The organism is Streptomyces sp. NPDC043870 (assembly GCF_056435785.1).
This window is the reverse complement of sequence record NZ_JBWKDT010000014.1, coordinates 149,143-175,365: the sequence shown is the minus strand read 5'-3', so window position 1 is coordinate 175,365 and position 26,223 is coordinate 149,143. Positions and strand designations below refer to the sequence as shown.

Annotated in this window: 24 protein-coding genes; 10 read left to right on the top strand and 14 right to left on the bottom strand. The window is 68.5% G+C overall.

Going from position 1 to position 26,223, the window contains the following annotated elements; translation table 11 throughout:
• Positions 1–44: 44 nt before the first annotated feature.
• The 6 genes from AC0699_RS19760 to AC0699_RS19735 all read right to left on the bottom strand — a co-directional run bounded on the left by AC0699_RS19760 (position 45) and on the right by AC0699_RS19735 (position 6,621).
• Positions 45–1,109, bottom strand: coding sequence for an ABC transporter ATP-binding protein (locus tag AC0699_RS19760; RefSeq protein WP_478661755.1), 1,065 nt, complete (start codon positions 1,107–1,109; stop codon positions 45–47).
• Positions 1,106–1,825, bottom strand: coding sequence for a phosphonatase-like hydrolase (locus AC0699_RS19755; protein WP_478661752.1), 720 nt, complete (start codon positions 1,823–1,825; stop codon positions 1,106–1,108). Before AC0699_RS19755 ends, AC0699_RS19760 begins: the two co-directional genes overlap by 4 nt.
• An 8-nt stretch (positions 1,826–1,833) precedes the next feature.
• On the bottom strand, positions 1,834–2,955 hold the full coding sequence (locus AC0699_RS19750) for a TIGR03364 family FAD-dependent oxidoreductase (RefSeq protein ID WP_478661749.1): 1,122 nt from the start codon (positions 2,953–2,955) through the stop codon (positions 1,834–1,836).
• Positions 2,956–3,283: 328 nt separating this feature from the next.
• Positions 3,284–4,042, bottom strand: a complete 759-nt coding sequence (locus tag AC0699_RS19745) for a GntR family transcriptional regulator (protein ID WP_469769988.1) — start codon at positions 4,040–4,042, stop codon at positions 3,284–3,286.
• Positions 4,043–4,219: 177 nt separating this feature from the next.
• Positions 4,220–5,134: a hypothetical protein gene (locus AC0699_RS19740; RefSeq protein WP_478661745.1), complete on the bottom strand. Its 915-nt coding sequence runs from the start codon at positions 5,132–5,134 to the stop codon at positions 4,220–4,222.
• Positions 5,135–5,196: 62 nt separating this feature from the next.
• The gene (locus AC0699_RS19735; RefSeq protein ID WP_478661743.1) at positions 5,197–6,621 is read right to left on the bottom strand and encodes an ROK family transcriptional regulator; all 1,425 of its coding nucleotides are present in this window, start codon (positions 6,619–6,621) and stop codon (positions 5,197–5,199) included.
• A gap of 56 nt (positions 6,622–6,677) precedes the next feature.
• Between AC0699_RS19735 and AC0699_RS19730 the strand changes: the two genes are divergently transcribed.
• The 4 genes from AC0699_RS19730 to AC0699_RS19715 all read left to right on the top strand — a co-directional run bounded on the left by AC0699_RS19730 (position 6,678) and on the right by AC0699_RS19715 (position 10,798).
• Positions 6,678–7,769, top strand: a complete 1,092-nt coding sequence (locus tag AC0699_RS19730) for a Gfo/Idh/MocA family protein (protein ID WP_478661741.1) — start codon at positions 6,678–6,680, stop codon at positions 7,767–7,769.
• Positions 7,766–8,233 carry a heme-degrading domain-containing protein gene (locus tag AC0699_RS19725; protein WP_478661737.1) on the top strand — a complete coding sequence of 156 codons (468 nt, stop codon included), beginning with the start codon at positions 7,766–7,768 and terminating at the stop codon, positions 8,231–8,233. The genes AC0699_RS19730 and AC0699_RS19725 overlap by 4 nt, the downstream gene beginning before the upstream one ends.
• 367 nt (positions 8,234–8,600) lie before the next feature.
• Positions 8,601–10,175: a hypothetical protein gene (locus tag AC0699_RS19720; protein ID WP_478661735.1), complete on the top strand. Its 1,575-nt coding sequence runs from the start codon at positions 8,601–8,603 to the stop codon at positions 10,173–10,175.
• A 179-nt stretch (positions 10,176–10,354) separates the two neighbouring features.
• The gene (locus AC0699_RS19715) at positions 10,355–10,798 is read left to right on the top strand and encodes a carboxypeptidase-like regulatory domain-containing protein (protein WP_478661733.1); all 444 of its coding nucleotides are present in this window, start codon (positions 10,355–10,357) and stop codon (positions 10,796–10,798) included.
• A 112-nt stretch (positions 10,799–10,910) separates the two neighbouring features.
• Here AC0699_RS19715 and AC0699_RS19710 read toward each other — a convergent pair whose 3' ends face one another.
• The 4 genes from AC0699_RS19710 to AC0699_RS19695 form a co-directional block, all read right to left on the bottom strand.
• The gene (locus AC0699_RS19710; RefSeq protein ID WP_478661730.1) at positions 10,911–11,771 is read right to left on the bottom strand and encodes a fumarylacetoacetate hydrolase family protein; all 861 of its coding nucleotides are present in this window, start codon (positions 11,769–11,771) and stop codon (positions 10,911–10,913) included.
• A gap of 141 nt (positions 11,772–11,912) precedes the next feature.
• Complete coding sequence (locus AC0699_RS19705) at positions 11,913–12,677, bottom strand: YidC/Oxa1 family membrane protein insertase (protein ID WP_478661727.1); 765 nt, start codon at positions 12,675–12,677, stop codon at positions 11,913–11,915.
• Between the two features lie 157 nt (positions 12,678–12,834).
• On the bottom strand, positions 12,835–13,146 hold the full coding sequence (locus AC0699_RS19700) for a DUF6412 domain-containing protein (protein ID WP_478661724.1): 312 nt from the start codon (positions 13,144–13,146) through the stop codon (positions 12,835–12,837).
• Positions 13,147–13,336: 190 nt separating this feature from the next.
• Positions 13,337–13,864 (bottom strand): winged helix-turn-helix transcriptional regulator, encoded by a 528-nt coding sequence (locus AC0699_RS19695; protein WP_478661723.1) that lies wholly within the window; start codon positions 13,862–13,864, stop codon positions 13,337–13,339.
• A gap of 187 nt (positions 13,865–14,051) precedes the next feature.
• Between AC0699_RS19695 and AC0699_RS19690 the strand changes: the two genes are divergently transcribed.
• Positions 14,052–15,599, top strand: coding sequence for an MFS transporter (locus tag AC0699_RS19690; RefSeq protein ID WP_478661721.1), 1,548 nt, complete (start codon positions 14,052–14,054; stop codon positions 15,597–15,599).
• On the opposite strand, the gene AC0699_RS19685 is transcribed toward AC0699_RS19690, so the two are convergent.
• A complete protein-coding gene (locus tag AC0699_RS19685) occupies positions 15,596–16,150 on the bottom strand; it encodes a hypothetical protein (RefSeq protein ID WP_478661719.1) in 555 nt (184 codons plus the stop codon). The two genes, AC0699_RS19690 and AC0699_RS19685, sit on opposite strands and share 4 nt — an antisense overlap.
• 156 nt (positions 16,151–16,306) lie before the next feature.
• Positions 16,307–17,119 (bottom strand): class E sortase, encoded by an 813-nt coding sequence (locus AC0699_RS19680; protein ID WP_478661717.1) that lies wholly within the window; start codon positions 17,117–17,119, stop codon positions 16,307–16,309.
• A gap of 129 nt (positions 17,120–17,248) precedes the next feature.
• Here AC0699_RS19680 and AC0699_RS19675 point away from each other — a divergent pair, with 129 nt between their 5' ends.
• Both AC0699_RS19675 and AC0699_RS19670 read left to right on the top strand, forming a co-directional pair.
• The gene (locus tag AC0699_RS19675; protein ID WP_478661716.1) at positions 17,249–18,253 is read left to right on the top strand and encodes a tetratricopeptide repeat protein; all 1,005 of its coding nucleotides are present in this window, start codon (positions 17,249–17,251) and stop codon (positions 18,251–18,253) included.
• 57 nt (positions 18,254–18,310) lie between these two features.
• On the top strand, positions 18,311–21,451 hold the full coding sequence (locus AC0699_RS19670; RefSeq protein ID WP_478661714.1) for a DEAD/DEAH box helicase: 3,141 nt from the start codon (positions 18,311–18,313) through the stop codon (positions 21,449–21,451).
• 59 nt (positions 21,452–21,510) lie between these two features.
• Here AC0699_RS19670 and AC0699_RS19665 read toward each other — a convergent pair whose 3' ends face one another.
• Positions 21,511–21,981: a hypothetical protein gene (locus tag AC0699_RS19665; protein WP_478661712.1), complete on the bottom strand. Its 471-nt coding sequence runs from the start codon at positions 21,979–21,981 to the stop codon at positions 21,511–21,513.
• A gap of 560 nt (positions 21,982–22,541) precedes the next feature.
• Between AC0699_RS19665 and AC0699_RS19660 the strand changes: the two genes are divergently transcribed.
• Positions 22,542–24,305, top strand: coding sequence for a DUF262 domain-containing protein (locus tag AC0699_RS19660; protein ID WP_478661710.1), 1,764 nt, complete (start codon positions 22,542–22,544; stop codon positions 24,303–24,305).
• A gap of 28 nt (positions 24,306–24,333) precedes the next feature.
• Here the strand turns inward: AC0699_RS19660 and AC0699_RS19655 are convergent, their stop codons facing one another.
• Positions 24,334–24,978 (bottom strand): ATP-binding protein, encoded by a 645-nt coding sequence (locus tag AC0699_RS19655; RefSeq protein WP_478661800.1) that lies wholly within the window; start codon positions 24,976–24,978, stop codon positions 24,334–24,336.
• A 203-nt stretch (positions 24,979–25,181) separates the two neighbouring features.
• Here AC0699_RS19655 and AC0699_RS19650 point away from each other — a divergent pair, with 203 nt between their 5' ends.
• Positions 25,182–26,027: a helix-turn-helix domain-containing protein gene (locus AC0699_RS19650; RefSeq protein ID WP_478661708.1), complete on the top strand. Its 846-nt coding sequence runs from the start codon at positions 25,182–25,184 to the stop codon at positions 26,025–26,027.
• Positions 26,027–26,221, top strand: coding sequence for a DUF397 domain-containing protein (locus tag AC0699_RS19645; RefSeq protein ID WP_478661706.1), 195 nt, complete (start codon positions 26,027–26,029; stop codon positions 26,219–26,221). Before AC0699_RS19650 ends, AC0699_RS19645 begins: the two co-directional genes overlap by 1 nt.
• Positions 26,222–26,223: the final 2 nt, after the last annotated feature.

Genomic DNA, 26,223 nt, shown 5'->3' with positions numbered 1-26,223 from the left:
CAACCCCCGGTGCCGGGCGCCGTTCCGTGAGGCGTTCACCGGGACTAGCCATCGGTCACCCCTGCGGCCAGCAGCACCGCGTCCTCGGGTGCGAAGTGCACCGTCACTTCCTCGCCCAGGGCCGGAGGCAGCCGCAGCTCCCGCAGGTCCGCCTTGACGCGGTGCCCGTCGACGTCGACGTACAGCCGGTGCGTCGCGCCCCGCCACTGGACCTCGGCGATGCGCCCGCGCAGCGCGTTGGGCCCGTCCCCGAGCCCGACGAGGTGCGGCCGTACACAGAGCGTGGCCTGCGCGCCCGGGACCACGTCGGTGGTGGGGACCTTCAGCTCCTGGCCGGCGAAGGTCACGACGTCCGAGCCGACCGTCACCGGCAGCAGATTCGCGTTGCCGACGAACGACGCCGTGAACTCCGTACGCGGCTTGCGGTACAGGTCCTGCGGCGTGCCGCAGTCCTGGAGCCGGGCCTTGTCCATGACGGCGATCCGGTCGGCGAGGGTGAGCGCCTCGACCTGGTCGTGGGTGACGTACAGGATCGAGACGTCCGGCAACTCCCGGTGCAACCGGGCCAGTTCGGCCAGCATCCCGGAGCGCAGCTGCGCGTCGAGCGCGGAGAGCGGCTCGTCGAGGAGCAGGACGTCCGGCCGGATCGCGAGCGCGCGGGCGATCGCGACGCGCTGCTGCTGCCCGCCGGACAGCTCCCGCGGATACCGCTTGGCGTACGCCGCCATGCCGGTCATCTCCAGCGCTTCGGCGACCCGCCCCGGGACCTCGCTCTTCGGCGTCTTCTTCGTGCCCTGCGCCTTCAGTCCGAAGGCGACGTTGTCCTCGACGCGCATGTGCGGGAACAGGGCGTACTGCTGGACCACCATGCCGATGCCGCGCCGGTGCGGGGGCAGGTCGGTGACGTCCTGGTCGCCGATGAACACCCGTCCGGAGAAGGGCCGTACGAAGCCGGCGACGGCGCGCAGCGCGGTGGTCTTGCCCGAGCCGGAGGGGCCGAGGAGTGCCATGACCTCGCCGGGTTCGACGGTCAGGTCGAGCGCGTCCAGGACGGTGTTGCCGCTGTACTCGACGGATACCCGGTCGAACCGGATGCCACTGCGGCTCATATGTCCTCCTCCACGAGGAGGAGGCCGGGCAGTTCGGCGACCGAACCGAGGACGTGCGTGGCGCCGTTGGCCGTCAGCTGGGTCCGGTCGTGGGCGCCGGTCAGCACACCCGCGACGACGCGCGCCCCGGAGCGTACGCCGCTGAGCATGTCGTACGAGGTGTCGCCGGCGACCGCGATCTGCTGTACGCCGTCGACCGCGCCCGTGCGGAGGAAGGCGGCGAGCACCATGTCGGGGAACGGGCGGCCGCGGCCACCCGCGTCGGCGGGGCAGAGAGTGAGGTCCGCCAGGCCCTGCCAGCCGAGTGCGTCGAGGATCGCGTCCTGGGTGACGCGCGCGAAGCCGGTGGTGAGGACGACGGTGCGCCCCTGGGCCTTCAGCTCCTCGATGGCGGCGCGGGCGCCGGGGATCTCGGCGATGTGTCCGCTGTCGACGAGTTCGCCGTACGCCTCCTCGAAGGCCTTGTTGGCCGCCTGGGCCTTGGCCTCGTCGCCGAAGAGATGACGGAAGACGGAGATCTTGGACTCGCCCATGGTGGCGCGTACGTAGTCCAGCTTCTCGGCGTGGTCGGGGGTGCCGTGCTCGACGCCGAGGCGCAGCGCGGCGGCGGAGAAGGCCTGCTCGACGAGGCCGCCGTCGGCGACGGTGGTGCCGGCCATGTCGAGGACGACGAGGTTGAGGTTCTGCGTGTTCGCGGTCTCGGTGTTCGTGGTCATGTGGTGATTCACCAGCCCAGTTCGTCGGCGGTTGTCTCGGCGATGGCGGGCGAGCACGTCATTCCGCGCCCGCCCGGTCCTGTCACCAGCCACACGCCGTCGCGCACCTGCTGGCGGTGAACGACGCGGGAGGTGTCGGTGCACTGCGCGTACACCCCGGCCCAGCGGCGGCGGATCTTCGGCAGCGGCCGGCCGAGGAAGCCCTCGATGACCTGCGTGAGGTGCTCGTAGGGGTCTTCGAGGGTGTCGAAGGCGAAGGGGTGCTCGTACTCGTGGGTGTCGCCGATGGTCAGTCCGCCGTCGCGGCGCTGCACCATCAGCAGCTGCATCTTGTGCGCGGCGGCCGCGGGCTGCTGCGCCTGGCCGGCGTTGAGGGCGTCCAGCGCCTCGGACGCGTACGCCGGGTAGTAGCGGAAGGAGTCGGCGTCGGCCACGGAGGTCGTGAGCGTCTCGCCGAGCGGGTCGGTCTGCGCCATCTGGAGGCGTACGCGACGTACGGGGATGTCACCGGCGACCTCGCGGACGAGCCCGCCGAGCCATGCGCCGGTGCACAGGACGACGGCGTCGCCGCTGTGCACGTCGCCGTGGTCGTCGCGGACCGCGTTCCGGCCGATGACCTCGCGGACCTCGCGCCCGGGGAGGAAGGTGTACCGGCCCGAGGCGAGGAGCGCCTGGCGCAGCGCGAGCTGGGCGGTGCGGGGTTCGACGGCCGCGTCCCGCTCGCAGTGGAGGGCCGCCACGAACTCACCGCGCAGGGCCGGGTTGATGGCACGCGCCTCGTCCACGGTGACCAGCTTGTAGCCACGGGCGGCGGCGTCGGGCCGGGACACGGCCGCCTCGGCGACCGCCAGCTCCAGGTCGTTCCGTACGGGAGTCAGCGAGCCGACGGCCCGGAAGCCGAGCTCGGGGACCCGGGCTCCGATGCCCTCCCACAACTCACGCGCCCGGAGCGCGGTCTCCAGCTCCTCGCCGCCGGCGCGGCCGCTGACCCAGATCTGGCCGAAGTTGCGGAGGCTCGCTCCACGGGCCTCGGCCTCCCGCTCGATCTGTACGACCTCGTGGCCGCGTTCCACTGCTTGCCAGGCGTGCATGGTTCCCACCACGCCGGCTCCTACGACGATGACTCGCATGACGGCAACGGTCCTCGCGGTGGGTGACCCATCGGGGGCCGGTCGGCGACGGGACGGTGAACGGGCCATCAAGGTTGGCCTAGACCCGTTACCTTTCCGTTATCAAGCCCCCGAACCCCGGCAGGAAGGCCCGCCCAGGCCGACCCCCGGATTCAGGTACCCAAGTGCGCCGAACCCCAATTCCCGGGGGACAACCCCCGAACCCCCGACAGGAAGGCCCGCCCAGGCCAACCCTCAGATTCAGGTACCCAAGTGCGCCGAACCCCAATTCCCGGGGGACAACCCCCGAACCCCCGGCAGGAAGGCCCGCCCAGGCCGACCCTCAGATTCAGGTACCCAAGTGCGCCGAGAAGCTGAAGCGGTCGCCTCGGTAGAGGGTGCGTACGCGCTCCAGAGGCCGCTTTGCCGTATCCCGCGAGACGCGGTGGATCAGCAGCATGGGGAGGGCCGGCGGAGTACCGATGAGGAGTGCTTCGCGGGGGGTCGCCAGCACCGTCTCGATCCGCTCGTCCGCGTCGCCGAACTCGATCCCTAGCCGGTCGCGGAGGTAGGCGTAGAAGGACGAGTCAGGGTTGAAGTCGGTGTCCAGCCGGGGCACGCGAGCGACGGAGACGTACGTGCTCTCCAGGCCGACGCGCTCGTCGTCGGCGAGCAGCAGACGCTCCATGTGCCAGACGGGCTCGCCGCGCTCCAGTCCGGTCTCGTCGGCGAGGACCGGCGGGCACGGGAAACGGTCGAGGGAGATGAGGTTACGGCCGGGCGTACGGCCCTGACGTCGTACGCCTTCGGTGTAGCTCGCGAGGGAGAGCGGCTGCTCCAGCTTGGGGCCCGCCACCACGGTGCCCCGCCCCTGGCGGCGCAGCCGGCCCTCCAGCAGCAGTTCGCGCAGCGCCTGGCGCACGGTTTCGCGGGAGACCTCGTACCGTACGGCGAGATCGCGTTCGGTGGGCAGCAGTCCCCCTTCGCCCAACTCGTCCAGCAGAGCGGCCACTTGGGCCTTCACTGCGTAGTACTTGGGGATACGGCCGTGCTCGGGGATGCCGGAGCGCACGGGTGCACCGGGCGCCTGGTCGTTCGGGTAGTCCACGCCGGGATCGTCGCAGATGCTGGTGAACGGCTCGGTGGGCGGCTCGGTGAGCGGCTCGGTGAGGCCCGGTGGGGGCGGCTCCGTGAGCGGCTCGGTGACTGCACTCGTGTGTGGCTCCGTGGCGGCGGGGCACGGCGTCGGTGGGTCAGCGGGCCAGTGCGTCAGTGAGCCGGCTCGTCAGTGGCGGCCGGAGCGGAGCCGGCGGGCCCCTGCGCGAAGGGCCAAGGCTCCGGCGAGGAGCGCACCGACGGCGGCGGCGAGCCCGATCGCGTACCGGTGAGCGGTGCCGGTCGCGGCGAGCTCATGGGGGCGGGGCGGGGCCGTCCCGTACTTCCCGGACTCCTTGCCGGGTTGCCGCTCGGCAGCGTCACCGGATCCGGTGGGCTGGGCGGCCAGCAGGCTGAAGCGGTAGTCGTTGGACTCCCCCACCCAGTCGCCGTCGGCGCCGCGGCGCTGGACGACGGCCGCGTTGGCGACGACCGAGTCGGCGACGGCGCCGGCCGGGAAGGCGAGGCGTACCCGGACCGTGACGGTGCCGCGGGCGGGCAGGGCGAAGCCCGCGAAACCGCCCGGCTCGGCCCCCAGCGCACCGACGGCCTCCCCCTGGTCGGTCCGCTCGAAGGTGACAGGACGCCAGATTCCCGGGGATTCGTCGAAGTACTCCATTCGGATCCGGTCGGGGGTGAGCGCCTTGTCCCGGCCTGCGAGCACCACTACGGGATGGATGTTCTCGCAGGCCCCGGCGGTGGTGTTGGTCAGCTCGATGGAGAACTCGCCGGCGACCGATCCGGCCTGGTACGCGGCCGGGCCCGCCAGGATCCGGGTGGCGACCGGGAAGGCGGGGGCAAGTACGTCACCGCAGGCAGGCTGCTGGTCGACCGGCGCGCCGCCGGGTTCGGGGAGTACGTCGGCGGATCGCGGGGCCGCCGACTCGGGCGGCATCGGCTCCGCGGCGTGCGCGGAGACCGGACCCGCGAGGACGGCCGGCGCGATGGCGGCCGTGGCGGCTCCGGCGGCGAGGGCGGTGCGCAGTCGCATGAGGGACCTCTGCTGATCGCGGGCGAGGGCGGTCGTCGCCCCCGACGCTGCCATGCGGCGGGCCGCCGCCCCGGCACACACGCCTCCAGGCAGCCGAACAATCACACAAATACGCTCTATCGGCCGAGTTGGCCGCCATCCATGCGGCCGAAGAGGGGGGCGAGGACGAGCTGCGCGGCGCCTTCGGCGACCGGGTACGCGCCGGCGTCGGCCAGGGCGACGGGCACGGCGTCGTCGCAGATCGCGGCGCGGACGCCACGTACGAAGGTCTCCCCGGCCGCGGCGACCGTCCGCCCGCCGAGCAGGACCTGGTCGATGTCGAGCAGCCGGACGAGATTGGCGGCGCCGGTGCCGAGCACACGCGCGGCCTCGCCGAGGTCCCCGCGGGCGACGGCGGCGAGGCACAGCGCCTCGATGCAGCCGCGGTTGCCGCAGCCGCAGGCGGGCCCGTCGAGCTGGATGACCTGGTGCCCGAACTCCCCCGCACCCGTGCGGGCACCCCGGTGGAGCACCCCGCCGAGCACGAGCCCGGCGCCCAGGCCCGTACCCAGATGGAGATACGCGAACGACTCCCCGGATCCGGTACTGGCATCGGAACCGGCCAGGGCGGGACCGGGGCCCGAGCAGGAACCGGGGGCGGGTCCCGCGGCGGGGGCGAGACCTGAGCCGGGACCGGGAGCGGGACCGGCGGGGCCGGGGTCGGGGTCGCGGCCGAGGACGAGGCCGAGGCCGGAACCGGAGCCAGAGCCGGAACGGGAACCTTCGCCGGAGGCGGAGCTTTCAGGCCCCCCGCGCAGTGCAAGCCCGAGCGCGGCGGCATTGGTGTCCTTGTCGAGCACAACCGGCAGCCCGATCCGCTCCGTGAGCTCCTCCCGGAGCGGCACGCCCTCCCACGCCGGCGCCCCGGTCACCCGCCCCGGCACGCCGGTCCAGTGATCCAACGGCCCGGGCATCCCGACGCCGACGCCGAGCACCCGTTCCACCGGGCCGGATCCCTGTGACAGCAGGGCCGTCACCTCGTCCGCCGCCGTCGCGAGGACGTCCGGGACCGGACCACCCAGGTCAAGCGCGCAGGTACGGGACGCGACGACCGTGCCGGCGAGGTCGACGAGAACCGCGGTCAGCTCGTCACGGTCGAGATGCAGGCCCACGGCGTGGGCCGCGGAGGGGACCAGACGCAGGACCGTACGCGGCTTGCCGCCGGTCGAGGCGCGGCGGCCCGCCTCCGTGGCCAGCCCTTCCGCACGCAGCCGCGCCGTGATCTTGCTGACGGCCTGGGGGGTGAGCCCCGTACGCTCGGCGATCTCCAGCCGGCTGATCCCCGCCTCGGCCGCACCACCCACACCGGCGTGGCCGCCCGCACCACCCGCGCCGCCAGTACCGCCAGGACCGTCCGTGGCACCGGGACCGCCCGCGCCACCAGGACCGGCCGCGCCGCCGGAACCGCCGGCACCGCCCGCCGTCCGCAGCAGATCCAGCACCAGCGCCGCGTTGTGGCTGCGCAGCACCGGCAGATTCGCACCCGCGTTACTCCTCTTCACCCCGCCATTCTCCGCCGCGCTTGCGCTTTGGCAACACCGTTGCTTAAGTGGAACGCATGACAGGCACTGGCACCGGCTCCCCCTTCCGCGTCGGACTCGTCGGCTACGGCCTCGCGGGCTCTGTTTTCCACGCCCCGCTCATCGCCACCACCGAGGGCCTCACGCTCGACACGATCGTGACGTCGAACGAGGAGCGCCGGGAGCAGGCCCGCGCCGAGTACCCCGGCGTGCGTTTCGCGGCCACGCCCGAGGAGCTGTGGGAGCGTGCCGACGAGCTCGATCTCGTCGTGATCGCCTCGCCGAACAAGACCCACGTCCCGGTCGCCACCGCCGCCCTCCAGGCCGGTCTTCCCGTCGTCGTGGACAAGCCGGTCGCCGGAACCGCCGCCGCCGCGCGCGAGCTCGCCGCCCTCGCCGAGAAGCGCGGCCTGCTGCTCTCCGTCTTCCAGAACCGCCGCTGGGACAACGACTTCCTCACCCTCCGCGGGCTCCTCGCGGACGGTGAACTGGGCGACGTCCAGCGCTTCGAGTCCCGGTTCGAGCGCTGGCGCCCCCAGCTCAAGGGCGGCTGGCGCGAGTCCGGCGCCCCGGAGGAGATCGGCGGTCTCCTCTACGACCTGGGCAGCCACGTCGTCGACCAGGCCCTGGTCCTCTTCGGCCCGGCGGTCCGGGTGTACGCGGAGTCCGACGTACGCCGCCCCGGCGCCGAGACCGACGACGACACCTTCATCGCCATCACCCACGCCGGCGGCGTGCGCTCGCATCTGTACATGAGCGCCACCACCGCCCAGCTCGGCCCGCGCTTCCGGGTCCTCGGCTCGTCCGCCGGTTACGTGAAGTACGGCCTCGACCCGCAGGAAGCAGCCCTGCGCGACGGCAACCGCCCGTCTCCCGGACAGCCGTGGGGCGTGGAGCCGGAGTCGCTGTGGGGCCGCGTCGGCTCAGGGGAGTCGCCGCTGACCGGCGGCGGGCGCCCGCTGAGGACCCTGCCCGGCGACTACCCGGCGTACTACGCGGGCATCGCCGCCGCCCTGCGCGACGGCACCCCGCCGCCGGTCACCGCCCACGAGGCCGCCGACGCCCTCGACGTCCTGGAGGCGGCCCGCCGCTCCGCCCGCGAGGGCATCGCCGTGGAGCTCGGCGCATGAGCGACACCGCCGGCATCGCCGCACTCGAAGCCCAGGAACGACAGCTGACGCTGCGCCAGTTCACCTACGACGACGCCTGGACGCTCGGCTCGATGCTCGTCGAGCTCGCGCGCGAGCGGCACGCGCCGGTCGCGATCGACATCCGGCGCGGCCCACAGCAGCTCTTCCACTGCGCGCTGCCCGGCTCGTCGGCGGACAACGACGCGTGGATCGACCGCAAGCGGCGGGTCGTCGAACGCTACGGCGAGAGCTCCCTCCTCGTCGGCAGCCGTTTCCGCGCCAAGGGCACGACGTTCGAGGAGTCGTCCCGCCTGGACCCCGACCGGTACGCGGCGCACGGCGGCTCGTTCCCGATCCGCGTCCACGGCGCGGGCGTCGTCGGCACAGTCACGGTCTCCGGCCTCCCCCAGGCCGAGGACCACGCGATGGTGGTGGAGGCGCTGGAGCGCCTCATCTCCACCTGAGCCCGCGGAGGGGGTGAATCCCCCGCACCCCCTCCGCGGCCCCTTCGCGGCCCCTTCGTCCACGCCGCCCGCCGAGGTCTTCTCTCCGCGCCTGCCGAGGCCCTTCTCCGCATCGCCCGTCGAGGCCCGGCTCCGCATCGCCCGTCGAGGCTGCATACATACGGGAGATATCAGCATTCAGGTGGTTTCGCCGACCATCTCCCTTCAGCTCCCGGTCATTCTCCGATTTCCCTCACACGATGAGCGCAGGAATCCCGACGCGCGGTTGTCTCGCGACCGCGAAAACTCGAGATGAGGACCTGCGTTGACGTCCAGAACGAGAGCTCGGCGAGTTCTGCCACTCCTGCTGGTCACGCTCGCCCTGAGCTTGGGCCTGCCACAGGCGACGGCCGGCACTCCGGCGGAAAGCGGCACCCCGACGGAGAGCGCTACTCAGGCGGAGGGCGAGCAGTCCGCCGTGGTGACGACGGACGAGATCCGGGTGCCCGCGGCGAGAGTCGCCACCCCGAGCGGTGACGCCCAGCCTGTGAAGTGGACCCCGCCACCGGCGCCGCGGCTCACGGCGACCGCCGAGGAGCTCACCGCGTCCCGGTCGATGAAGCCGCCGAAGCGCCCGGCAGTCCCCGTCCGGCGGTCCGGTGCACTCGCGCCGCCCCCACTCCAGAGCAACTTCGAGGGACTCGGCCAAAGCCCGTCCGGCGCCCGCCCACCGGACACCCACGGCGCCGTTGGACCCAACCACTTCGTGGAAGTCACGAACGGCCGTGGGCTCGGCATGTTCCAGAAATCGGACGGCGCGCTCGTGAAGAACGTGACGTTCGCCAGTTTCTTCGGCTACACGGCGCAGACGATCTTCGACCCGCGAGTCGTCTACGACAAGAAGTGGAACCGATGGGTCGTCGTCGCCACGGCGTTCCAGGAGAGCGCCACGATCCAGAACGTCTTCCTCGCGGTGTCCACGACCTCCGACCCCACAGGCTCCTTCTACATCTACAAGTTCGACGCGCCGGAGCCGTCGGGTGATTTCTTCGACTTCCCACAGCTCGGCATGGACCAGGACGCCGTGATCGTCACGGCCAACATCTTCGCCGGGAACACCTACGTCCGTTCGCGGGTGCTGGGCATCGCCAAGTCGGACATCTACAACGGACGTCCTCTCTCCATGCTTTACCAAAGCCTCGGCACGGTGGGCAGCTTGGCGCCTCCGATCGTGGAGGACAACAACGCGAACGCGTATCTCGTGGTGGCCAACGCCGGCTCGCCCACCGCACTGAGACTGTTCCGCGCGAGTGGCCTCGGCCGGAGCAACGCGAGCATCGCCGCCGCGGTCAACGTGCCGGTTCCTGCGTTCTCGCTGCCGCCGGACGCACGTCAGCCCGGAGTCGCCGACCGGCTCGACACCTCGGACGCCCGCTTCCAGAACGCCAGTACGCAGATCGGCAACCGACTCCTCAACGTCCACACCATCAACGTGGGCGGCTTCCCGACGCCGCGGTGGTACCAGATCAACACCAGCACCAACACGGTGGCTTCCACGGAGCGGGGCCTCCTCCGTGAAACCGTCGATTCCGACGACTTCAACCCGGCGGTTGCCGGTTCGCCCGTCGGCGGCACCGCCTCGAACCCCATCGGCCGGATGTTCTTCACCTGGTCCTCGACCGATGCGGTCGGCTCGGGCCTGCACCATGCCAGGGTGAAAGGCAGCGGTCGGCTGGCCACCGATCCCGTCGACGTCACCGGGGGCTCGACCCTCGCCACGGCGACGACTCCGTACAACCCGTCGGCCGACACCGTTGAGCGGTGGGGCGACTACTCCGCGGTCTCGATCGACCCGGTGGCGGGCGGCACCTGCGTCATCGGCCAGCGTGCCTGGATCGTGAACGAGCGACATGTCAACACGACTCAATGGGGCTCGCGATTCGGCAGGCTCGGCTTCTGCTGACCGGACACGCGGCGGCGAGGTGGCGGGACGGCGGGTGCGGGATGGCGGGGTATGGGGCGGTCAGGAACGACCCAGCCCCGCCCTGCCCCGCCCCCCGCTCCGAAGGAGTGAGCGCCATGCCGGAGCGTCCCAGCCGCCTTCACCGTCCCAGGCGCCTTCGCCGTCCCGCCCCATCGGGAATGCCCGTACGGCGGTACCGTCCGCTCGCCGCGGCACCGCTGGTCGTGCTGGTCGCACTCACCACCGGATGCGGGACTTCACCCGACGTGCAGTCCAGCAGTTCCCCGACACTGCGGCCGTCCGGGGTGAGGGGTGTGGTCGTCCTGTATCCGGTCTGCCCGATCGAGAGCAGCCCGATCGGGAGCAGCCCGGCAGAGGGTGGTGAGGACCCCTGCCGTGCGGTACCGACCGCGGCGACCGTGCGGGTACGCGACACCGCGGACGCCCTCGTGGCGACCGCGCGTGCCGAGCGCGACGGCAGGTTCCGGGCATTGCTGCGGCCCGGCGAGTACGTGCTGGAGGCCACGGCCCCCAGGAGCACCGGCTGTCACCCGATCGGCGTGACCGTCTCGCCCGGCACGTACACGGACGTGACCGTCCGCTGCGACACGGGCATCCGCTGAGGGCGCAGAGCCACGGCGCCCGTCGGCCCCGCGCAGGGCCGGGCCGGGCCGGGGGCACCGGCCCTGGACCACCTGGCCGGGGCCGCCGGGCGGGGGCCGCCACCGGGACGTGTTACGCGTCCTTCAGCTCCTGCCGCTGTCGGCCGAGCCCCTCGATCTCCAGCTCGACGACGTCCCCGGACCGCAGGAACGGCTTGGGCTCGGGCTGCCCCAGCGCCACACCCGCCGGCGTACCGGTGTTGATGACATCACCCGGGTACAGGGTCATGAACTGGCTCACGTACCGCACCACTTCGGCCACCGGGAAGATCTGGTCCGCGGTGGAGCCGTTCTGCTTCAGCTCACCGTTGACCCAGAGCCTGAGCGACAGCGCCTGCGGGTCGGGCACCTCGTCCCGCGTCACCAGCCAGGGGCCCAGCGGGTTGAACGTCTCGCAGTTCTTGCCCTTGTCCCACGTGCCGCCGCGCTCTATCTGGAACTCCCGCTCCGAGACGTCGTGCGCCACCGCGTACCCCGCGACATGTGCGAGAGCCTCCTCATGGGACTCCAGGTAGCGCGCGGTACGTCCGATGACCACCGCGAGCTCGACCTCCCAGTCCGTCTTCTCGCTCTTGCGCGGTACGAGCACGGTGTCGTTCGGTCCGACGACCGTGTCCGCCGCCTTGAAGAAGACGACGGGCTCGGCGGGAGTCGCCGCACCGGTCTCCGCCGCGTGGTCGTGGTAGTTCAGCCCGATGCACACGACCTTGCCGATGCGGGCCAGCGGCGGGCCTATGCGCAGCCCGGTCGCGTCGAGCACGGGCAGCTCACCGGCCTCGACCGCCTCCCGGATCCGGCCGAGCGCGGCATCGTCGGCGAGCAGCTCGCCGTCGATGTCCGCCACCAGCCCGGACAGGTCCCGCAGTGTCGTCCCGTCCTGGTCGAGCAGCGCCGGACGTTCAGCACCCGCCGTACCGACACGCAGCAGCTTCATGTTTCTTCTCCCTGTGGTCGAGGTGGCCCCGGCTGAGGGTCCCCCGCCGTAAGGCAGGGGCACTGTGCGGCTCATTGGAGGATTGGTTGATCCTCCAAGACATCAGACCAGCCTGCAAGACCCCGTTCACAACCTGGACCGTTACCCAGCGGTAGCGAGGGCGCCGGCCACCGGAGTGTCCCGGTACAGGAACACCCTCTCCACTGCGCTCCAAGTGGTGCTGGTGACGACATAGAGCGCGGCGGCGAGCGGCACGACCGCGACGGTGACGAGCGTGGCGAACGAGAGCAGCGGCATCACCTTCGTCATGGCCCCCATCCCCGGCAGTTGCTGCCCCTGATCCAGCGGACCGGCGGCCGCCAGCTGACGCTTGGTGCGGACGTAGTTGAACGTGGCCACGGCGGCGACGATCCCGAACAGCGCGACGTACACCAGCCCGGCCGGCCCGAATACCCCACCGTCCCCGAGCGCGTCCGCCCACCTGCCCCCGAGCGGGGCGGCGAGCAGGCTGTGCCCGAGCAGCCCGTTCGCCACGCCACCGATCTCCGAGCTGGAGAACAGCTGGTACATGAGGAAGAACGCCGGCAGCTGCAGCAGGCTGGGCAGACAGCCCGACAGCGGCGAGACCTTCTCCCTGGCATGCAGCTCCAGGACCGCCTTCTGCAACCGCTCCGGGTCCTTGCCGTGCTTCCTGCGCAGCTCGGCGACCTGCGGCGCGAGCCGGGTGCGGGCCTTCTGCCCGCGCGCGGCCGCACGCGAGAGGGGAAGGACGGCGAGCCGTATCAGCGCGGTGAAGAGGATGATCGCCGCGGCGGTGGCGGAGCCGTGGAAGAGCGGCTGGACCACATCGGCGAGCCGCTCGACCAGCGAAGCGAAAACGGAATTGAAAGAGGCGAAAGCGGACATGGAGGCCCTCCGGGTCTCGTCGTGCCGGAAACAAACAGACATGTCGGCATGACGACCCGCGAAGGGGTACCGGAAAGTACGCGGCTGGGCAGATGCGCGGCTGCCCGGTTGAGCAGATGCCCGGACGAGCAGATGCGCGGATGAAGTGAGGGTGCCCCTACGCGGCCGTCGTGCAGGGACGGCCCGGGGCTCGAGGCCTGGTGCGGCCCGATGCGTCGGGATCGCGCTGCGGCAGGAAAGCCGTCCGCCGCTCGCGGTCACGTATCGCTGTCCGTATTCGCGTGCGCGGCACCCGCGGAACGGACCGCGAGAGGACCAGCGCACAGGCGATGAGCGCGGCGCCCGCTGCGGCCGTGGCGGCAAGCGCGACGGCGACAGAGAGTCCGATGCCTTCGGCCACGAAGACTTCGACGAGAACGAAGAGCAGCAAAGCGATCGGCCGCAGAGCACGCAGCAACTGTCCGGTCACGAGCGCCTCCTCCCTCTGCCCTCTACGTCTTCCTCGCACAGAGCTCTCTGCTCTGTGCGCACTGCTCTCTGGCCTCTGCTCGGTGCTCCTCCTCGTACGGAGCGGCCCCGCTCGGGCGATACGAACCTTCATTCGTTATACACGAGCAAAATCCGCTCCGGGTTCCCTGTGGATAACCCGCACAGTGCGCTCACACGCGCTCCGCTTCAAGCGGCTCCAGGAGTCGGCGCGGCTTGAGCAGCGCACGGCTGACCGGGTCCGAGGGGTTCGGGTCGAGACCAGGCCCGGGGAGCATCTCGATATCGGCGGGCGGTACCCCGACCCCGCATGCAGGGCATTCGCCGTACGCACCCAGCTCCGTACCGCACGCGGCATGGCGGAACAGCCTCATCGGCCGGACGCCGGGGAGGCCGTGCCCCCACAGCCCCAGCGAGCGCAGAGTGGGCCAGAGCGCGAGGCCGCGCTCTGTGAGGACGTACTCGTCGCGCGGCGGTGACTCCTGGTACCGGCGCTTCTCCAGCACCCCGGCGCTGATGAGCGCCTGCAGCCGCCCCGCCAGCACGGCGCGCGGGGCGCCGAGGTGGATCAGGAAGTCGTTGTAACGGCGCACGCCGAAGAATGCGTCGCGCACAACGAGGAGTGTCCACCGTTCACCGATGACCTCGAGCGCGCGGGCGATCGAGCACTGCTGCGCGGCGTAGTCCTTGCCCAGAGCCATGCCCCCAGCGTAACCGCTGAAGGTTCATTGACCGAACCAAGCGTGCTACCGTCGAAGCAGGCGATAGGTTCATTCACCGAACCTTCCTGGCCTGGCCTGGCCTGGCCTGGCCCCGTCCGGACCCGGGCCAAGACCTGCACAGCCACACGACGCGGCTCGACTCGACTCGACTCGACTTGGGGAGTACATGGCACACCCGGCACGGCCCACACGCACCGCGCGACCTCGGTCCAACGAGCAGTGGCCCGCAGAGCCGCAGCCCAACGGGCAGCGGTCCGCAGAGTCCCGGTCCGCAGCGCCGCACGGGACCGGAGCAACCAACCCGGCCACCGGCCACCGCACCGGCCACCGCCCCGACCCCGACCCTGGCCCTGGCGCCCACCCCAGTCCCCGCCCAGGTGCGACGCTCGCCGTCACCAGCGCCGCGACGGCCGTCGCGCTCATGAACTACACCGCGCCGATGCTCACACTCCCCGGCATGACGGCGGCATTCGGGACCCCACCCTCCGCGCAGGCATGGCTGCTCAACGGCACCCCGCTCGGCCTCGCCGCCCTCCTCCTCGTCGCAGGCAGCCTCGCGGACGACTACGGCCGGCGCCGCGTGTTTGTCGCCGGCACGCTCGCGCTCGGTCTCACGACCGGGCTCGGCGCGTTCGCCGACTCGACCCTGACCTTCACCCTCGCCCGTATCGCCCAGGGCGCCGCGAGCGCGGCGATCCTCGCCAGCAGCCTCGGTCTGCTCGTCCACGCCTTCCCGGCGGGTTCCGCGCGGATCAGGGCGACCGGCGTGTGGGGAGCGTTCGTCAGCGCGGGGATCGCGCTCGGGCCACTGCTGGCCGGCGCCCTCGGCACGCTCGACTGGCGGCTCGTGTACGACGTCCTCGCGGTCGTCGCGCTCGCGACCGGCGCCGCAGCCTTCCGCATCCTGACCGAATCCCGCGCACCACGCGGCGGACGCCCCGATCTGCCCGGCGCGCTGGCCCTCGGCCTGTCGCTGACCGCGCTGCTCACGGCCCTGACCCTGGGCCGCGACGGCTGGCTGCGCGCGCCGGTCGGGCTGCTGACGGCCGCGTCCGTGGCCCTGCTCGCAATGTTCGTGCTGGTCGAGCGCAGGACCACGACCCCGATGATCGACCTCGGGCTGTTCCGGCGCCCGCTCTTCCTTGCCGCTTCGTCAGGCGGGCTGTTCACGGGCCTCGCCGTGATCGGCCTGTTCAGTTACCTCCCGACGCTGCTCCAGCGGGCTGCGGGGATGTCCCCGCTCGGCACCGCATGGTTGTTCCTGCTCTGGTCGGGTACGGCCTTCCTGGTCGCCCTCCAGACGAAGCGACTGGCGGGCCGTATCACTGCCCGGCACCAACTGGCCCTGGGCTTCGCCCTGTCAGCGGCGGGCGTGCTCGCGATGCTCGGCGCGGTGTCCGCAACGGGCAGCACGGGTGGCTGGATACGTCTGCTGCCCGGCCTGGTCGTGGCCGGAGTGGGCAGCGGCCTGCTCAACGCCGCGCTCCCCCACCTCGCCGTCGAGTCCGTACCGCCGGAACGCGCGGCGATGGGCTCGGGCGCCAACAACACGGCCCGCTATATCGGTTCAGCCGCGGGCGTGGCCCTGATGATCGCGGTCTCCGCGGCCGGTACGAACGCGGCGCTGGTCGTCTCGGCAGGGCTGTCTCTGCTGGGCGCGGCTGCTGTGCTGGCGTTCCGGCCGGGACGCGCAGTGCCAACTGCCCGCCGCTAGTGGCCGTCGACGATCTCCATGCCCGGTGCGAAGTGCGCAACGGCGGCAGTGAGCCGGTCCTTGTCGAGGCGCCAGCCGTTCACGGCTCTGGACGCCATGAGCAGGTCGATCGGTACGGGCGCGAGCGCCCCGCCCACGGCGCGAGCGAGCCGCCCCTGCCCAGGGCCGGGCAGCGCAGGCGCGCCCTCAGGGTGAGCCACGCCGATCCATGGGATCGTCGCGTGCGGTACGTGCTGCCGCCAGAGCACCACGGCCGTGATGTCCGCCCACGGCACATGGACGGTGGTGGCCCGGTATCGGAGGGGGCTCCCGCCGAGGAGTACGCCCGACTCGTCGACACGGAGCGCCACCTTCCGGGTCAGCGCCCCCGCGGCCATGAGCAACCCTCCACCGCCGAACAGGACCAGGACCGTGATCCGCTGTCCCCAGGAGAAGCCGGCTCCCGGTATCAGCACGCACGCACAGAACAGGACAGAACCACCCAGGACCGCGACGGTCCGACGATCGAACCCGTACCGCGCCTCGTAGACGGGCGCTTTGCTGCTACTCATGGATGGATCATGACGACTACCCGCCCCTGCGAGTAGGCATGAACAAGTGACGGATCACCGGCACGAGCTGAGATGTGCCGACCGGCACGCCGGACCGACGACGGGGCAGTCCACCGGTGACCGCCTATCGAGGCCCTGCCGAGCCGCATAGAGGCTTCAACGAGGCTTCATCGAGGCGAGCTTCCCCCACACCACCAACCGGTACTTGGACGTGTACTCGGGCGTGCAGGTCGTCAACGTCACGTAATAGCCGGGCTCGTTGTACCCGTACCCCGGTTTCACCACACTCCGCGGCACGGCCGCGATCACCCCGCCGTCACGCGCGGATGTCTGAGGCAGCCCCTTGTCCACCACATAGGTGAAAACCCCTGCCCGCGTCTCGACCACGACCCTGTCCCCGCTCCGCAGCCGGTTGATGTACCGGAACGGCTCGCCGTGCGTATTGCGATGCCCGGCGACCGCGAAGTTGCCGGGCTGCCCGGGCTGCGCGGTCTGCGGATAGTGCCCCACGTACCCCTTGTCGAGAACGCCCCGTTTCGCGATGCCCTGCGCGACGGGGGCGACGACCCCGAGCCGGGGGATGCGGAGGACGGCGTAGGCCTGGTCCCAGCGGGGCGTGCTCTGCCGGGCCGCCTGGCCACCTGCTCCGCCACCGCCCCCCTCCCCCGTCCCGGACGCGCTCCCCCCGGCATCGGGCCCCGGGTCCGCATCGGCGCCGTCGGCGCCGGTCTCAGGGGCCTCCGGGGCAGCCTCCCCCCACTCCCGCTCCAGGGCCTGGACCTGACGCCCTGCACCTTCCTTGGCCTGCCGATTGGTCCACCAGAGCTGATGAACGACGAGCAGCAGCACCACCACACCCAAGGTCACCGTGACCTCGGCTCCGACCCACAGCCCGCGGGCGAGCGTGACCCGGCCGCGCACCGGGCCACGCACCCGGCCGCCCCGGGTCCGCCGACGCTGTACGACCACAGGAATCCGCTCGGAACTCCGCTCAGATCTCCGCCCAGGCATCCGCTCCCGCACGGCCCGCACGATAAGGGCAGCCCCTCCAAGTCACCAGTCCCCTGCGGAGCCCCGTACAGCAGTACGGTGTGCTGCATGCGCCCCGACACGCCTGCCGACCACACCGCCGAAGCCGAGCGTCTGCTGCGCACAGCGGAGCAGTATCCGGAGGACCGTGAACCACTGCTGCTGCAGGCCGCGGCCCACCTGGAGCTGGCCGGCGACCGCGACCGCGCGACCGGCCTGTACGACCGTCTCCTCTCCGACGCTCCGGAGAACCCGCACCTGATCAAGGCGCTCCAGGCGGCGAACCTGTGGGAGTACGGCCACGACGCGGAGGCTCGCGCGATCATCGAGGGCATCCGCGCAGCCGCCCCGGATGACGCGGCCCCGTGGGAGATCGTCGCCGAGACCCTCGAGGCCCACGACGAGCTCGACGCGGCCCACTCCACGTTCACCACAGCGGTGACCCGGCTCGTCGACCCGGACGACGAGATCCCGTACCCGTCCCAGTCCCTCCTCACCGGCCGCCACCGCGTCCGCCGCCTGCTGGCCCTGCCCCACGACACCTGGGACTCCCTGGCGGACCGCCTCCATACCGCGGCCGTCCCCCTCGACGAGCTCCACGACCCCAAGCGCCTCTGGGCCCTCGGCTCCTCGGACCCCACCGAACTCCGCGCCGAAATCGCCCGCCTCCGCACCGAACTCGGCACCTACCGCGCGGCCCTCTCCCGCCCCTTCCCGGTCGCGGTCCTCCACTGGCCGGCCCCGGAACTCACCGAACTCCTCACCGCGTACCCCTCACTGGCGGCCGAGTACCCCACCCACGACGACCACCTCACGTCCATCGAGTCCGCCCTCCGCGACCTCTCCGCCACCGGCACGGGCAACCTGGGCATCGTCACCGGCACGGTCCCGTCGTACGAGGCCTTCGCAGCCTCCGAGTCCGCGTCCCCCGCGGATGCATCGCTGCTGCCGCAGTACGCGACGACCCTTGCGGCCCGAGGGAAGGCGGTGCCGTGGCCTCCGGCGAAGGCTGCGGCTTGCTGGTGCGGGTCGGGGGTGGCGTACAGGGAGTGCCACGGGGCGGAGCGTGCCTAACGCTCTGTCAGTGACTCCTGATATCAGTAGGAGGATCTGAAACGGGGAGGGAAATAGATGACGGGTTCCGTCGACGCCAGCCTGCCGGTCACTGGCCTCTACGAGCAGCTGATCACCCTGCGATTGGAAACCCAGCTCAAGAATCTCAGCGCCGGGGGTAGCTGGCATGCCATCGATGACGTCGTGGGACCCGAGTCATCGCCTCACGTCATCGCGCGGCACGTCGCCGAGACCATGAGGCGCGTCCTTGAGAGGCTGCCAGCGGCGGAACGCGTTCACGCGGCGAACCACATCCTTGAGTCGATGAACACCATTGACGGTGCTCGCGAGTGGGTCGATCTTGTCGCTGAAGGCCCCCGTCAGCTGCTCGCAATCGCTGAGCAGGAAGCCAAGGGCGTCTACTCCATCCGACCCGCAACGCCCTTGTCCGAGACCGCACTCATCACCAACTCCCCGGAAGATCCGAGCCTCGGCTTCGAATTGCGTGCTGAGCTCGCAACGGCTGACCGCGTGGACCTGCTCTGTGCCTTCGTCAAATGGCACGGGCTGCGGGTCATCGAGCAGTCCCTTGAAGCAGCTCATGCGCGAGGCGTACCGATTCGCGTCATCACCACGACGTATATCGGCGCCACGGAGCGACGAGCCTTGGACCGTTTGGTGCAGAAGTTCAACGCAGAGGTGAAGGTCAACTACGAACTGCGATCGACGCGCCTCCACGCCAAGGCATGGCTCTTCCGCCGTAACAGCGGATACGACACGGCGTACGTGGGCAGCTCCAACCTGTCGAAGGCTGCGCTCCTCGACGGCCTGGAGTGGAACGTCCGCCTCTCGTCCATCGCCACTCCCGATGTGCTGCGCAAGTTTGAAGCGACCTTCGACTCCTACTGGAGCGAGTCGGCCTTCGAGTTGTACGACCCCCATCGTGACGCCACGCGCCTCGATGAAGCGCTGCAGCAGGCAGGCCGGGGAACCAGCGGCACCGATGGTCGTCACGTCACCCTCTCCGGGCTGGAGGTACGCCCGTACCCACACCAGCGCGACATGCTGGAACGGCTTGAGGTGGAGCGCGAAGTCCACGGCCGTCACCGGAACCTGCTGGTTGCCGCGACAGGCACTGGCAAGACCGTCATGGCTGCTCTCGACTACAAGCACCTGAGGCAGAAGTACGGCCCAGATCTGCGCCTGCTGTTCGTCGCCCACCGCCAGGAGATCCTTCGGCAGTCGCTCCGCACGTACCAAGACGTGCTGGTCGACGCCAACTTCGGCGAGGAACTGCACAGCAGCATCGTTCCCGAGGATTGGAAGCATGTCTTCGCCAGCGTCCAGTCCCTCAATGCTCGGTCACTGGAGCGTCTTGCTCCCGACCACTTCGATGTTGTCGTCATCGATGAGTTCCACCATGGGGTGTCGCCCACCTATCGAAGGATCATCGATCACTTCACCCCCCGCGAACTGCTCGGCCTGACGGCCACGCCGGAACGGATGGATGGCCGCAACGTTCAAGACGAGTTCTTCGACGGGCGCATCGCTGCAGAGATGAGGCTCTGGGAGGCGCTTGAGAACGACCTGTTGAGTCCCTTCCACTATTTCGGCGTGACGGACAACACCGATATGAGTGCCATCACCTGGAAGCGAGGCTCGTACGATGCCTCGGCACTCAGCAACCTCTTCACTGGCAACGACGCCCGTGCCCGCCTCGTCGTTCAGGCCGTCATGGACAAGGTCACCGACCCTGGTTCCATGCGGGCCCTTGGCTTCTGCGTGTCCGTCCCGCACGCTCATTTCATGGCGGACTTCTTCCGTCGTGCCGGCCTGAACGCTGTCGCACTGTCTGGCGAGACGCCTCGTGATGAACGCAAGGCGGCACTCGACGCCCTGAGGTCAGGTGAGCTGCAGGTCATCTTCTCGGTCGACCTCTTCAACGAAGGTCTGGACATCCCGGACGTCGACACGCTTCTCCTACTGCGCCCGACATCGAGCGCCACTGTCTTCCTTCAGCAGCTGGGGCGCGGTCTCCGACGGACCGAGGGCAAGGCAGTGCTCACCGTCCTGGACTTCATCGGCCAGCACCGTAAGGAGTTCCGCTTCGAGGAGCAGTTCCGAGCCCTGACCAATCTGACGCGCAACCGACTGCTGACCAATATCGAGCACGACTTCCCGAAGCTTCCCTCCGGCTGTCAGATCGTCCTTGAGTCCAAGGCCAAGGAGATGATCATCGACAACATCCGCAGCCAGATCAGCGTCAATGTGACGCAGCTTGCCCGTGAGGTCAGCCAGTACGGCGAGCCTCGGCTCTCGGAATACCTCAAGGAGAGCGGCCGCGAGCTCAAGGAGATCTACCGAGGCAACGGCAACTCCTGGACGGGCCTCCTGCGCCGCGCCAAGCTCCTGCCCGCTCCTGCCCCGGAAGGCGAAGAGGCGCTCCTCAAGCGCGTCTCCGCGTTCCTTCATGTGGACGACCCTCAGCGCGTCGCTGCGTACACGAAACTTCTCGAGGACGACGCCCCGGCGTACGACGACCTCAGCGAACGCGAGCAAGCGTACGCGCGCATGTTCTACTTCTCGCTCTGGCCTCTCGGCGGCTTCGCTACGTACCAGGAGGCGCTGGACTCACTCCGCCCGCACCACGCCTTCCGCAACGAACTCCGCCAGGTTCTGGCCCACGTCCTTGACCGGGCAGACCACGTCCCGGTCCCTCTCCTCGGTGACCTCGCCGGCCTCCCCCTCACGGTCCACGCTTCGTACAGCCGCGAGGAGATCCTCCCCGCCCTGGGCCAGTCCTTCATCGGCGGCTTCATGCCCGGCCACTTCCGTGAGGGTGTGAAGTGGTGCGAGAACATCCGCGCCGATGCGCTCCTGATCACCTTGGAGAAGGACGAGAAGGACTTCTCACCTCAGACGCGCTACCGGGACTACGCCATGAGTGACTCCCTGTTCCACTGGGAGTCCCAGAACCAGACCTCGGATACGTCCCCAACGGGTGTCCGCTACCAGGCCCACAAGGAACAGGGCACTCACGTCCTCCTCTTCGTCCGCCGCTACAAGAAGACGGACATTGGCGGGCCACAGCCCTGGATGCTGTTGGGCCGAGCCGACTACGTCGAGCACAAGGGCAGCAAGCCGATGGGCATCACATGGAAGCTCCAACACGAGGTGCCGGCTGACGTCTTGACCTACTCAGCGATCGCAGCAGGCTAACTTCTCTGCCGCCGCGGTCAGGTTCGGGCCTCGAAGCCCGAACCTGACCACGGGGGGGATCACTCCACGGAGTTCGTGACGGCGTCCACGACCTGCGCTATCTCCTTTGCCACCCCAGAGCCTGCCTCAATTGCGGACTGCAGTTGGGTTGCGCCGGTGGTGAAGACGACTGACGCTGCCACAAATCCGAGAAATGCTCGCTTCCATTTTCCACCTGTCTCAGCATCAGCCCCGGTCAAGACAGTCGAAGCCTGAGCAAGCGAGCCGATTACGCTATTCGTCTCGCGTGAAACTCGAGCAACGCCGAAGATCTCTACATTACTTATGAGCCAGAGAAGGTGATGGATCTGAGCAACGATCTGATCCTTCAACCCTGCTGGCAGCTCAGAGTCGGGTGTATCGGCAATGATCGCGAGCCATGAATTGCAACTGTCACTCAGGGCCTCAAGGTTATCCCCTTGGGGAGCGGAACTCGTGTCATGCAACGCTCCCGCCACGAGGTCAGCCGCCGACTCGAGGTGGTCGAGCATCTCTTGAGTGATTAGCACTCGGGCGGGGCGCGCAGGGTCGGCCCAACCGACATTCGGCTGCACGATAGCCTGCCACCACTGAGAAAAGTAGCGCGAAAATCTAATCCGAGAACGCTCCGGCAGCGCTTGTATCTGTTGAATCGTCTCAGATAGCAGAGACGCAACCTCGGCATGCCGACGCGCAAACTCGTCTGATTCCCACTCCGTCTCAAGCGCTACAGCCCAACCTTCACTGAAGGTCGACGCCCCCGATTCGCACACCTTCACCAAAATTGCGTGCAGGTGATGCGGACTTGTCCCCAAAACCAGGCTCCCCATTCTTCCGCGTTTCCACTATCCCATCCGGGAAGCCACAAAACTATCAGGGGGATCGCCAGAACACCCGAGTGCGCGGCCATCAGGACACGCAGTTATCCAGTATCTCCAGATAAGGGATGTTTGACAGAAAAGATCCCGCCCGCCCCAATTCGTCCAATGATTTCAACCCGCCATGCGAACCCTTTCATGCATGACCGCGGTACTGGGCGCTATCGTTTGCCAAAACTCGGGGAGGAGAATTTATGGCGATCATCAAGCACGCAGCCCGTCAGACCCTCGGGCAACTCATCGGGGCGAACAATCCGCCTGTAGAGGTGCCCAATGACAGCCAGCGGCAGTACGCCTGGGGGAAGAGGGAGGTTGACACGTACTGGTCCGACATTCAGAAGTTTATGAGGGCTCGCCGCGCTGGAACTGAAGCATCGGCAGAATACTTCATCGGCCCCATCGTCACCATTACGGACGACAAGGTAACCAGCCGGTCACTCCTTGATGGACAACAGCGCCTCACCACTTCAACTATCCTCATCGCCACCATTAGAGACACCCTCGGCAGGATGGCTTCGACCGAAGCTCGCGTTATGGCGAACAACATCCAACGCGACTACATCGCACGAAAAGACGGCCGCCACTCGCGTCCACAATACTTCCTAACCCTCTCCCTCTTCGATCGGGACTTCTTCAGGGACTTCATTCAAGACTGGAACGAGACCACCGGGAAAGTCGCAAACACAGAGCAGTCATCTCGCCCCTCACACAAACTGATAGAGGACGCCAGTTCGCTATTTCACTCGCACGTAGCTTCAGCGCTACAAGAAATCCCGATGGAGGACGACCGCCTCGATTGGCTTGACGAGCTTAAAGATTGCCTAGTAAAGGGTCTTGTATTCGTCGAGGTGCAGACACCCACTTCCAGCGATGCCAATGAGGTATTCGAAACCATCAATTCTCGCGGGAAAGACTTGTCTACCGTCGATCTCGTCCGAAACTTCCTGATGGAAAAGAGCAGGGATGATGGCGAGAAAGATAGAGTGAACAATGCCTGGCAATCGCTCCTCGACGGCTTCGAGCGACGGGAGGACATAGAGAAGTTCCTCCGCCACTTCTGGGTCGCCCGGCACGGCGACGTCAGATCGCATAGTCTCTATACAACCATCAGGGCCAGTCTGACGCAGCGTTTTGAGGCGGTTACCCCACGATACGAAGTGAGGAACTTCGCGGCTGAACTCCAGAATGCTTCGGTTCGCTATCTCGCATTGATCACCTCTGGCACTGGGGTCGAAACTCTGGACAGCTTGCTGGACGAAATCAAGGTCCTTGGCGCCGACGCCTCTTATCCGTTGCTACTTGCAGTGTCGGGAAAGTCCGAATACAGCGAGATGGTCACTGTGACGCAGGCACTGATCAGCTACTACGTGCGCTGGACGGTAGTTGGCCGGCGCGAGTCCACACTCCTCGAGGAGAAGATGTTTGACCTCGCCAAACAGGTGAGCAGTGGTTTGCATCTGTCTTCAGCCGTTCAACAGATCATCGAGTGGACGCCGGACGACCAGGCATTCCAGTCCGACTTCGAGCAAGCTCCCATCCCCAAGAGCACCCAGGCCAGGTACTTGCTCACTAAGGTCGAGCAGCATCTCAGGCGCGAAGCGGGCGTGGATGATGTTGTCGTGGCAGGGTCGAGCGCCGTGCACGTCGAGCACATATATCCCCAGTCGCCCGAAGCCGACCTCCGCCTCGAGGACCACGCAACCTGGGTCAACAGGCTCGGCAACCAGACTCTGCTGCATGGACGGAAGAATCGAGCTGCATCAAACAAGGCCCACCCCGAGAAGGTCGACGCGTACAGCGCCTCGTCGCTACTCATAACTCGGGACACCGGGGTCGACCGTCTCTGGGACTCTGAGGGTGCCCGCTGGCGCACAGAGGGGATAGAGGAGCGCCAAGCGGACCTCGCCAAGATTGCCATCGCAGTCTGGCCCCGTGAGGCTCGCGAATCGAATCAGTGACAGCGCTAGTCCAGACGATGGCATCGCGTTAGAGGCATGCATCCAAATTCGCCTGGGCCCCGTCGAGCGCGAAGTCAACGTCGCACCCGTGGGCGACGAGCCAGCGGAGGAGGTCGGCGATGAGGTCGATCGCCGCCTCCTCCAACTTCGCCATGCCGATCCGCCTGCTACCCAACGCGTACGGAGAGCGGCACATTTGAAAGAGCACCAGGAGCGCTTCAGCCTCATCGTTCCGAGCACCACCCGTGTGTCCGTTGGGGGACGGCAGAGCGGTCGCCAGCTCACACCAAGTGACCTTGGAGTCGGCGCGCAGCAGAACGCCCCACCGATCCGCTGTGGCATCCACCAGAGCCATGCCTCGGCCGGCTTCGTCGTCATATCGCGCCGACATGAGCGTGGGGAGCGCCCTCGTATCGGGGTCCTGGACCTCGATACGAAGGTTCGTGCCGTTCATCGAGACCGCGAGCGTCGTGGGGGTCTCGGGACCCACGTGCCGGACCACATTCGCGACTAACTCGGTCACACAGAGCTGAGCCGGATCGACAAGTTCCGGTAGGCCCCAGCGGTTGAGGTGGAGACGCATCACGCGCCGCAGCCCGGCAACCTCCCGAGCCTCGGCCAGGAAGGATAGTTCCCAAGCCTTACGCGGTACTTCACAGCGACACTCGTTCATCTCCGCCAACCTCCAGCGATTCTCGGGCGTTGCGTTGTGTAACGTCTCGCTCCTCCAGCGTGACAGCGGAACTTTCAAAATGGAACTCTCAGAAATGCCTTGAGGGAGCACGGGAGGGGCAGCGCGCCCCTGGCGTACGCCGTCTTGTCTCTGCGCCACTGAGGCATGCACGCTCAGGTAGATCGACATGGAGGGCCTCGACCATGGCAGTTGGACCGACCACCCGCAGGCGCCAGTTGGGCGCAGACCTGCGTCGTCTGCGGGAGCGCAAAGGCCTCACCCTGGAAGAGGCAGGTGCACTCGTTGGGATCTCGAAGGCGACCCTGAGTCGGTACGAGAAGAAGGAGGGAACCGTTAAGTGGCCTGCTGTTGATGCACTTTGCCGCGAGTACGGCGCGACCGAGCAGGAGCGTCAGACTCTTGTTGAGCTGGCCAAGGGTGCCAAGATCCAGGGCTGGTGGCGATCCCTCGCCGACCCGATCCCCGAGTCGATGAACCTCATGCTGACGCTGGAAGACGAGGTCGTGCGGGAGGATCACTTCGCCTGCATGTACGTCCCAGGTCTGCTCCAGACGCGCGCGTACGCAGAGGCGGTTCACCGCGCCTCTGAGATGCGGTGTAGTGAGCAAGAGATTGCGCACATGGTCGACATCCGTATGAAGCGGCAAGAGTTGCTGACGAGAGAAGAGCCGCCGCACATCTGGGCCGTGATCGACGAGGCCGTCATTCGCCGCATGGTTGGTGGATGTGCCGCCATGCGTGGGCAGTTGGAGCACCTGGTCTTGCTGACGGAGCAGCCTCACATCACCGTCCAGATACTGCCGTTCGCAAGTGGCGCGCATGCCGCCGCCGTTGGCAGCTTCGTCGTCCTGGGTGGGCCTGCCCCGGAGCTCGATGTGGTGTACGTGGATGTCATCGGCGGCGGCCTCTTTATGGAGAAGCCCGAGGAGCTCGAGCGCTATAAGTTGGCGTTCGAATACTTGCGCGCACAGGCGTTGGACATTCCGTCGTCGGTTGCGCTCCTCGATCAGGCTTGCAGGGAGCTGTAATGGATCGCGACGCCGTCCAGTGGTTCAAGTCCTCGTACAGCGGGGGCAGCGGCACGGAGTGCGTGGAGGCCGCACGCGTGGCTGGGGGAACCGCCGTTCGGGACAGTAAGGATCCCCGAGGGCCACTACTCGCGTTCCCCGCGCACGTCTGGAACAACTTCACCGCTGCCGTACGTGATGGTGAGATCGGCTGATT

Excerpts from the sequence above, each read along its gene's own strand:
- AC0699_RS19710 (WP_478661730.1), bottom strand. The coding sequence starts at position 11,771 with ATGAAGCTGCTGCGTGTCGGTACGGCGGGTGCTGAACGTCCGGCGCTG.
- AC0699_RS19670 (WP_478661714.1), top strand. The coding sequence starts at position 18,311 with ATGACGGGTTCCGTCGACGCCAGCCTGCCGGTCACTGGCCTCTACGAG.
- AC0699_RS19665 (WP_478661712.1), bottom strand. The coding sequence starts at position 21,981 with ATGCTCGACCACCTCGAGTCGGCGGCTGACCTCGTGGCGGGAGCGTTG.
- AC0699_RS19675 (WP_478661716.1), top strand. The coding sequence starts at position 17,249 with ATGCGCCCCGACACGCCTGCCGACCACACCGCCGAAGCCGAGCGTCTG.
- AC0699_RS19660 (WP_478661710.1), top strand. The coding sequence starts at position 22,542 with ATGGCGATCATCAAGCACGCAGCCCGTCAGACCCTCGGGCAACTCATC.
- AC0699_RS19705 (WP_478661727.1), bottom strand. The coding sequence starts at position 12,677 with ATGTCCGCTTTCGCCTCTTTCAATTCCGTTTTCGCTTCGCTGGTCGAG.
- AC0699_RS19755 (WP_478661752.1), bottom strand. The coding sequence starts at position 1,825 with ATGACCACGAACACCGAGACCGCGAACACGCAGAACCTCAACCTCGTC.
- AC0699_RS19655 (WP_478661800.1), bottom strand. The coding sequence starts at position 24,978 with ATGAACGAGTGTCGCTGTGAAGTACCGCGTAAGGCTTGGGAACTATCC.
- AC0699_RS19750 (WP_478661749.1), bottom strand. The coding sequence starts at position 2,955 with ATGCGAGTCATCGTCGTAGGAGCCGGCGTGGTGGGAACCATGCACGCC.
- AC0699_RS19725 (WP_478661737.1), top strand. The coding sequence starts at position 7,766 with ATGAGCGACACCGCCGGCATCGCCGCACTCGAAGCCCAGGAACGACAG.
- AC0699_RS19740 (WP_478661745.1), bottom strand. The coding sequence starts at position 5,134 with ATGGCAGCGTCGGGGGCGACGACCGCCCTCGCCCGCGATCAGCAGAGG.
- AC0699_RS19760 (WP_478661755.1), bottom strand. The coding sequence starts at position 1,109 with ATGAGCCGCAGTGGCATCCGGTTCGACCGGGTATCCGTCGAGTACAGC.
- AC0699_RS19715 (WP_478661733.1), top strand. The coding sequence starts at position 10,355 with ATGCCCGTACGGCGGTACCGTCCGCTCGCCGCGGCACCGCTGGTCGTG.
- AC0699_RS19645 (WP_478661706.1), top strand. The coding sequence starts at position 26,027 with ATGGATCGCGACGCCGTCCAGTGGTTCAAGTCCTCGTACAGCGGGGGC.
- AC0699_RS19685 (WP_478661719.1), bottom strand. The coding sequence starts at position 16,150 with ATGAGTAGCAGCAAAGCGCCCGTCTACGAGGCGCGGTACGGGTTCGAT.
- AC0699_RS19650 (WP_478661708.1), top strand. The coding sequence starts at position 25,182 with ATGGCAGTTGGACCGACCACCCGCAGGCGCCAGTTGGGCGCAGACCTG.
- AC0699_RS19730 (WP_478661741.1), top strand. The coding sequence starts at position 6,678 with ATGACAGGCACTGGCACCGGCTCCCCCTTCCGCGTCGGACTCGTCGGC.
- AC0699_RS19690 (WP_478661721.1), top strand. The coding sequence starts at position 14,052 with ATGGCACACCCGGCACGGCCCACACGCACCGCGCGACCTCGGTCCAAC.
- AC0699_RS19695 (WP_478661723.1), bottom strand. The coding sequence starts at position 13,864 with ATGGCTCTGGGCAAGGACTACGCCGCGCAGCAGTGCTCGATCGCCCGC.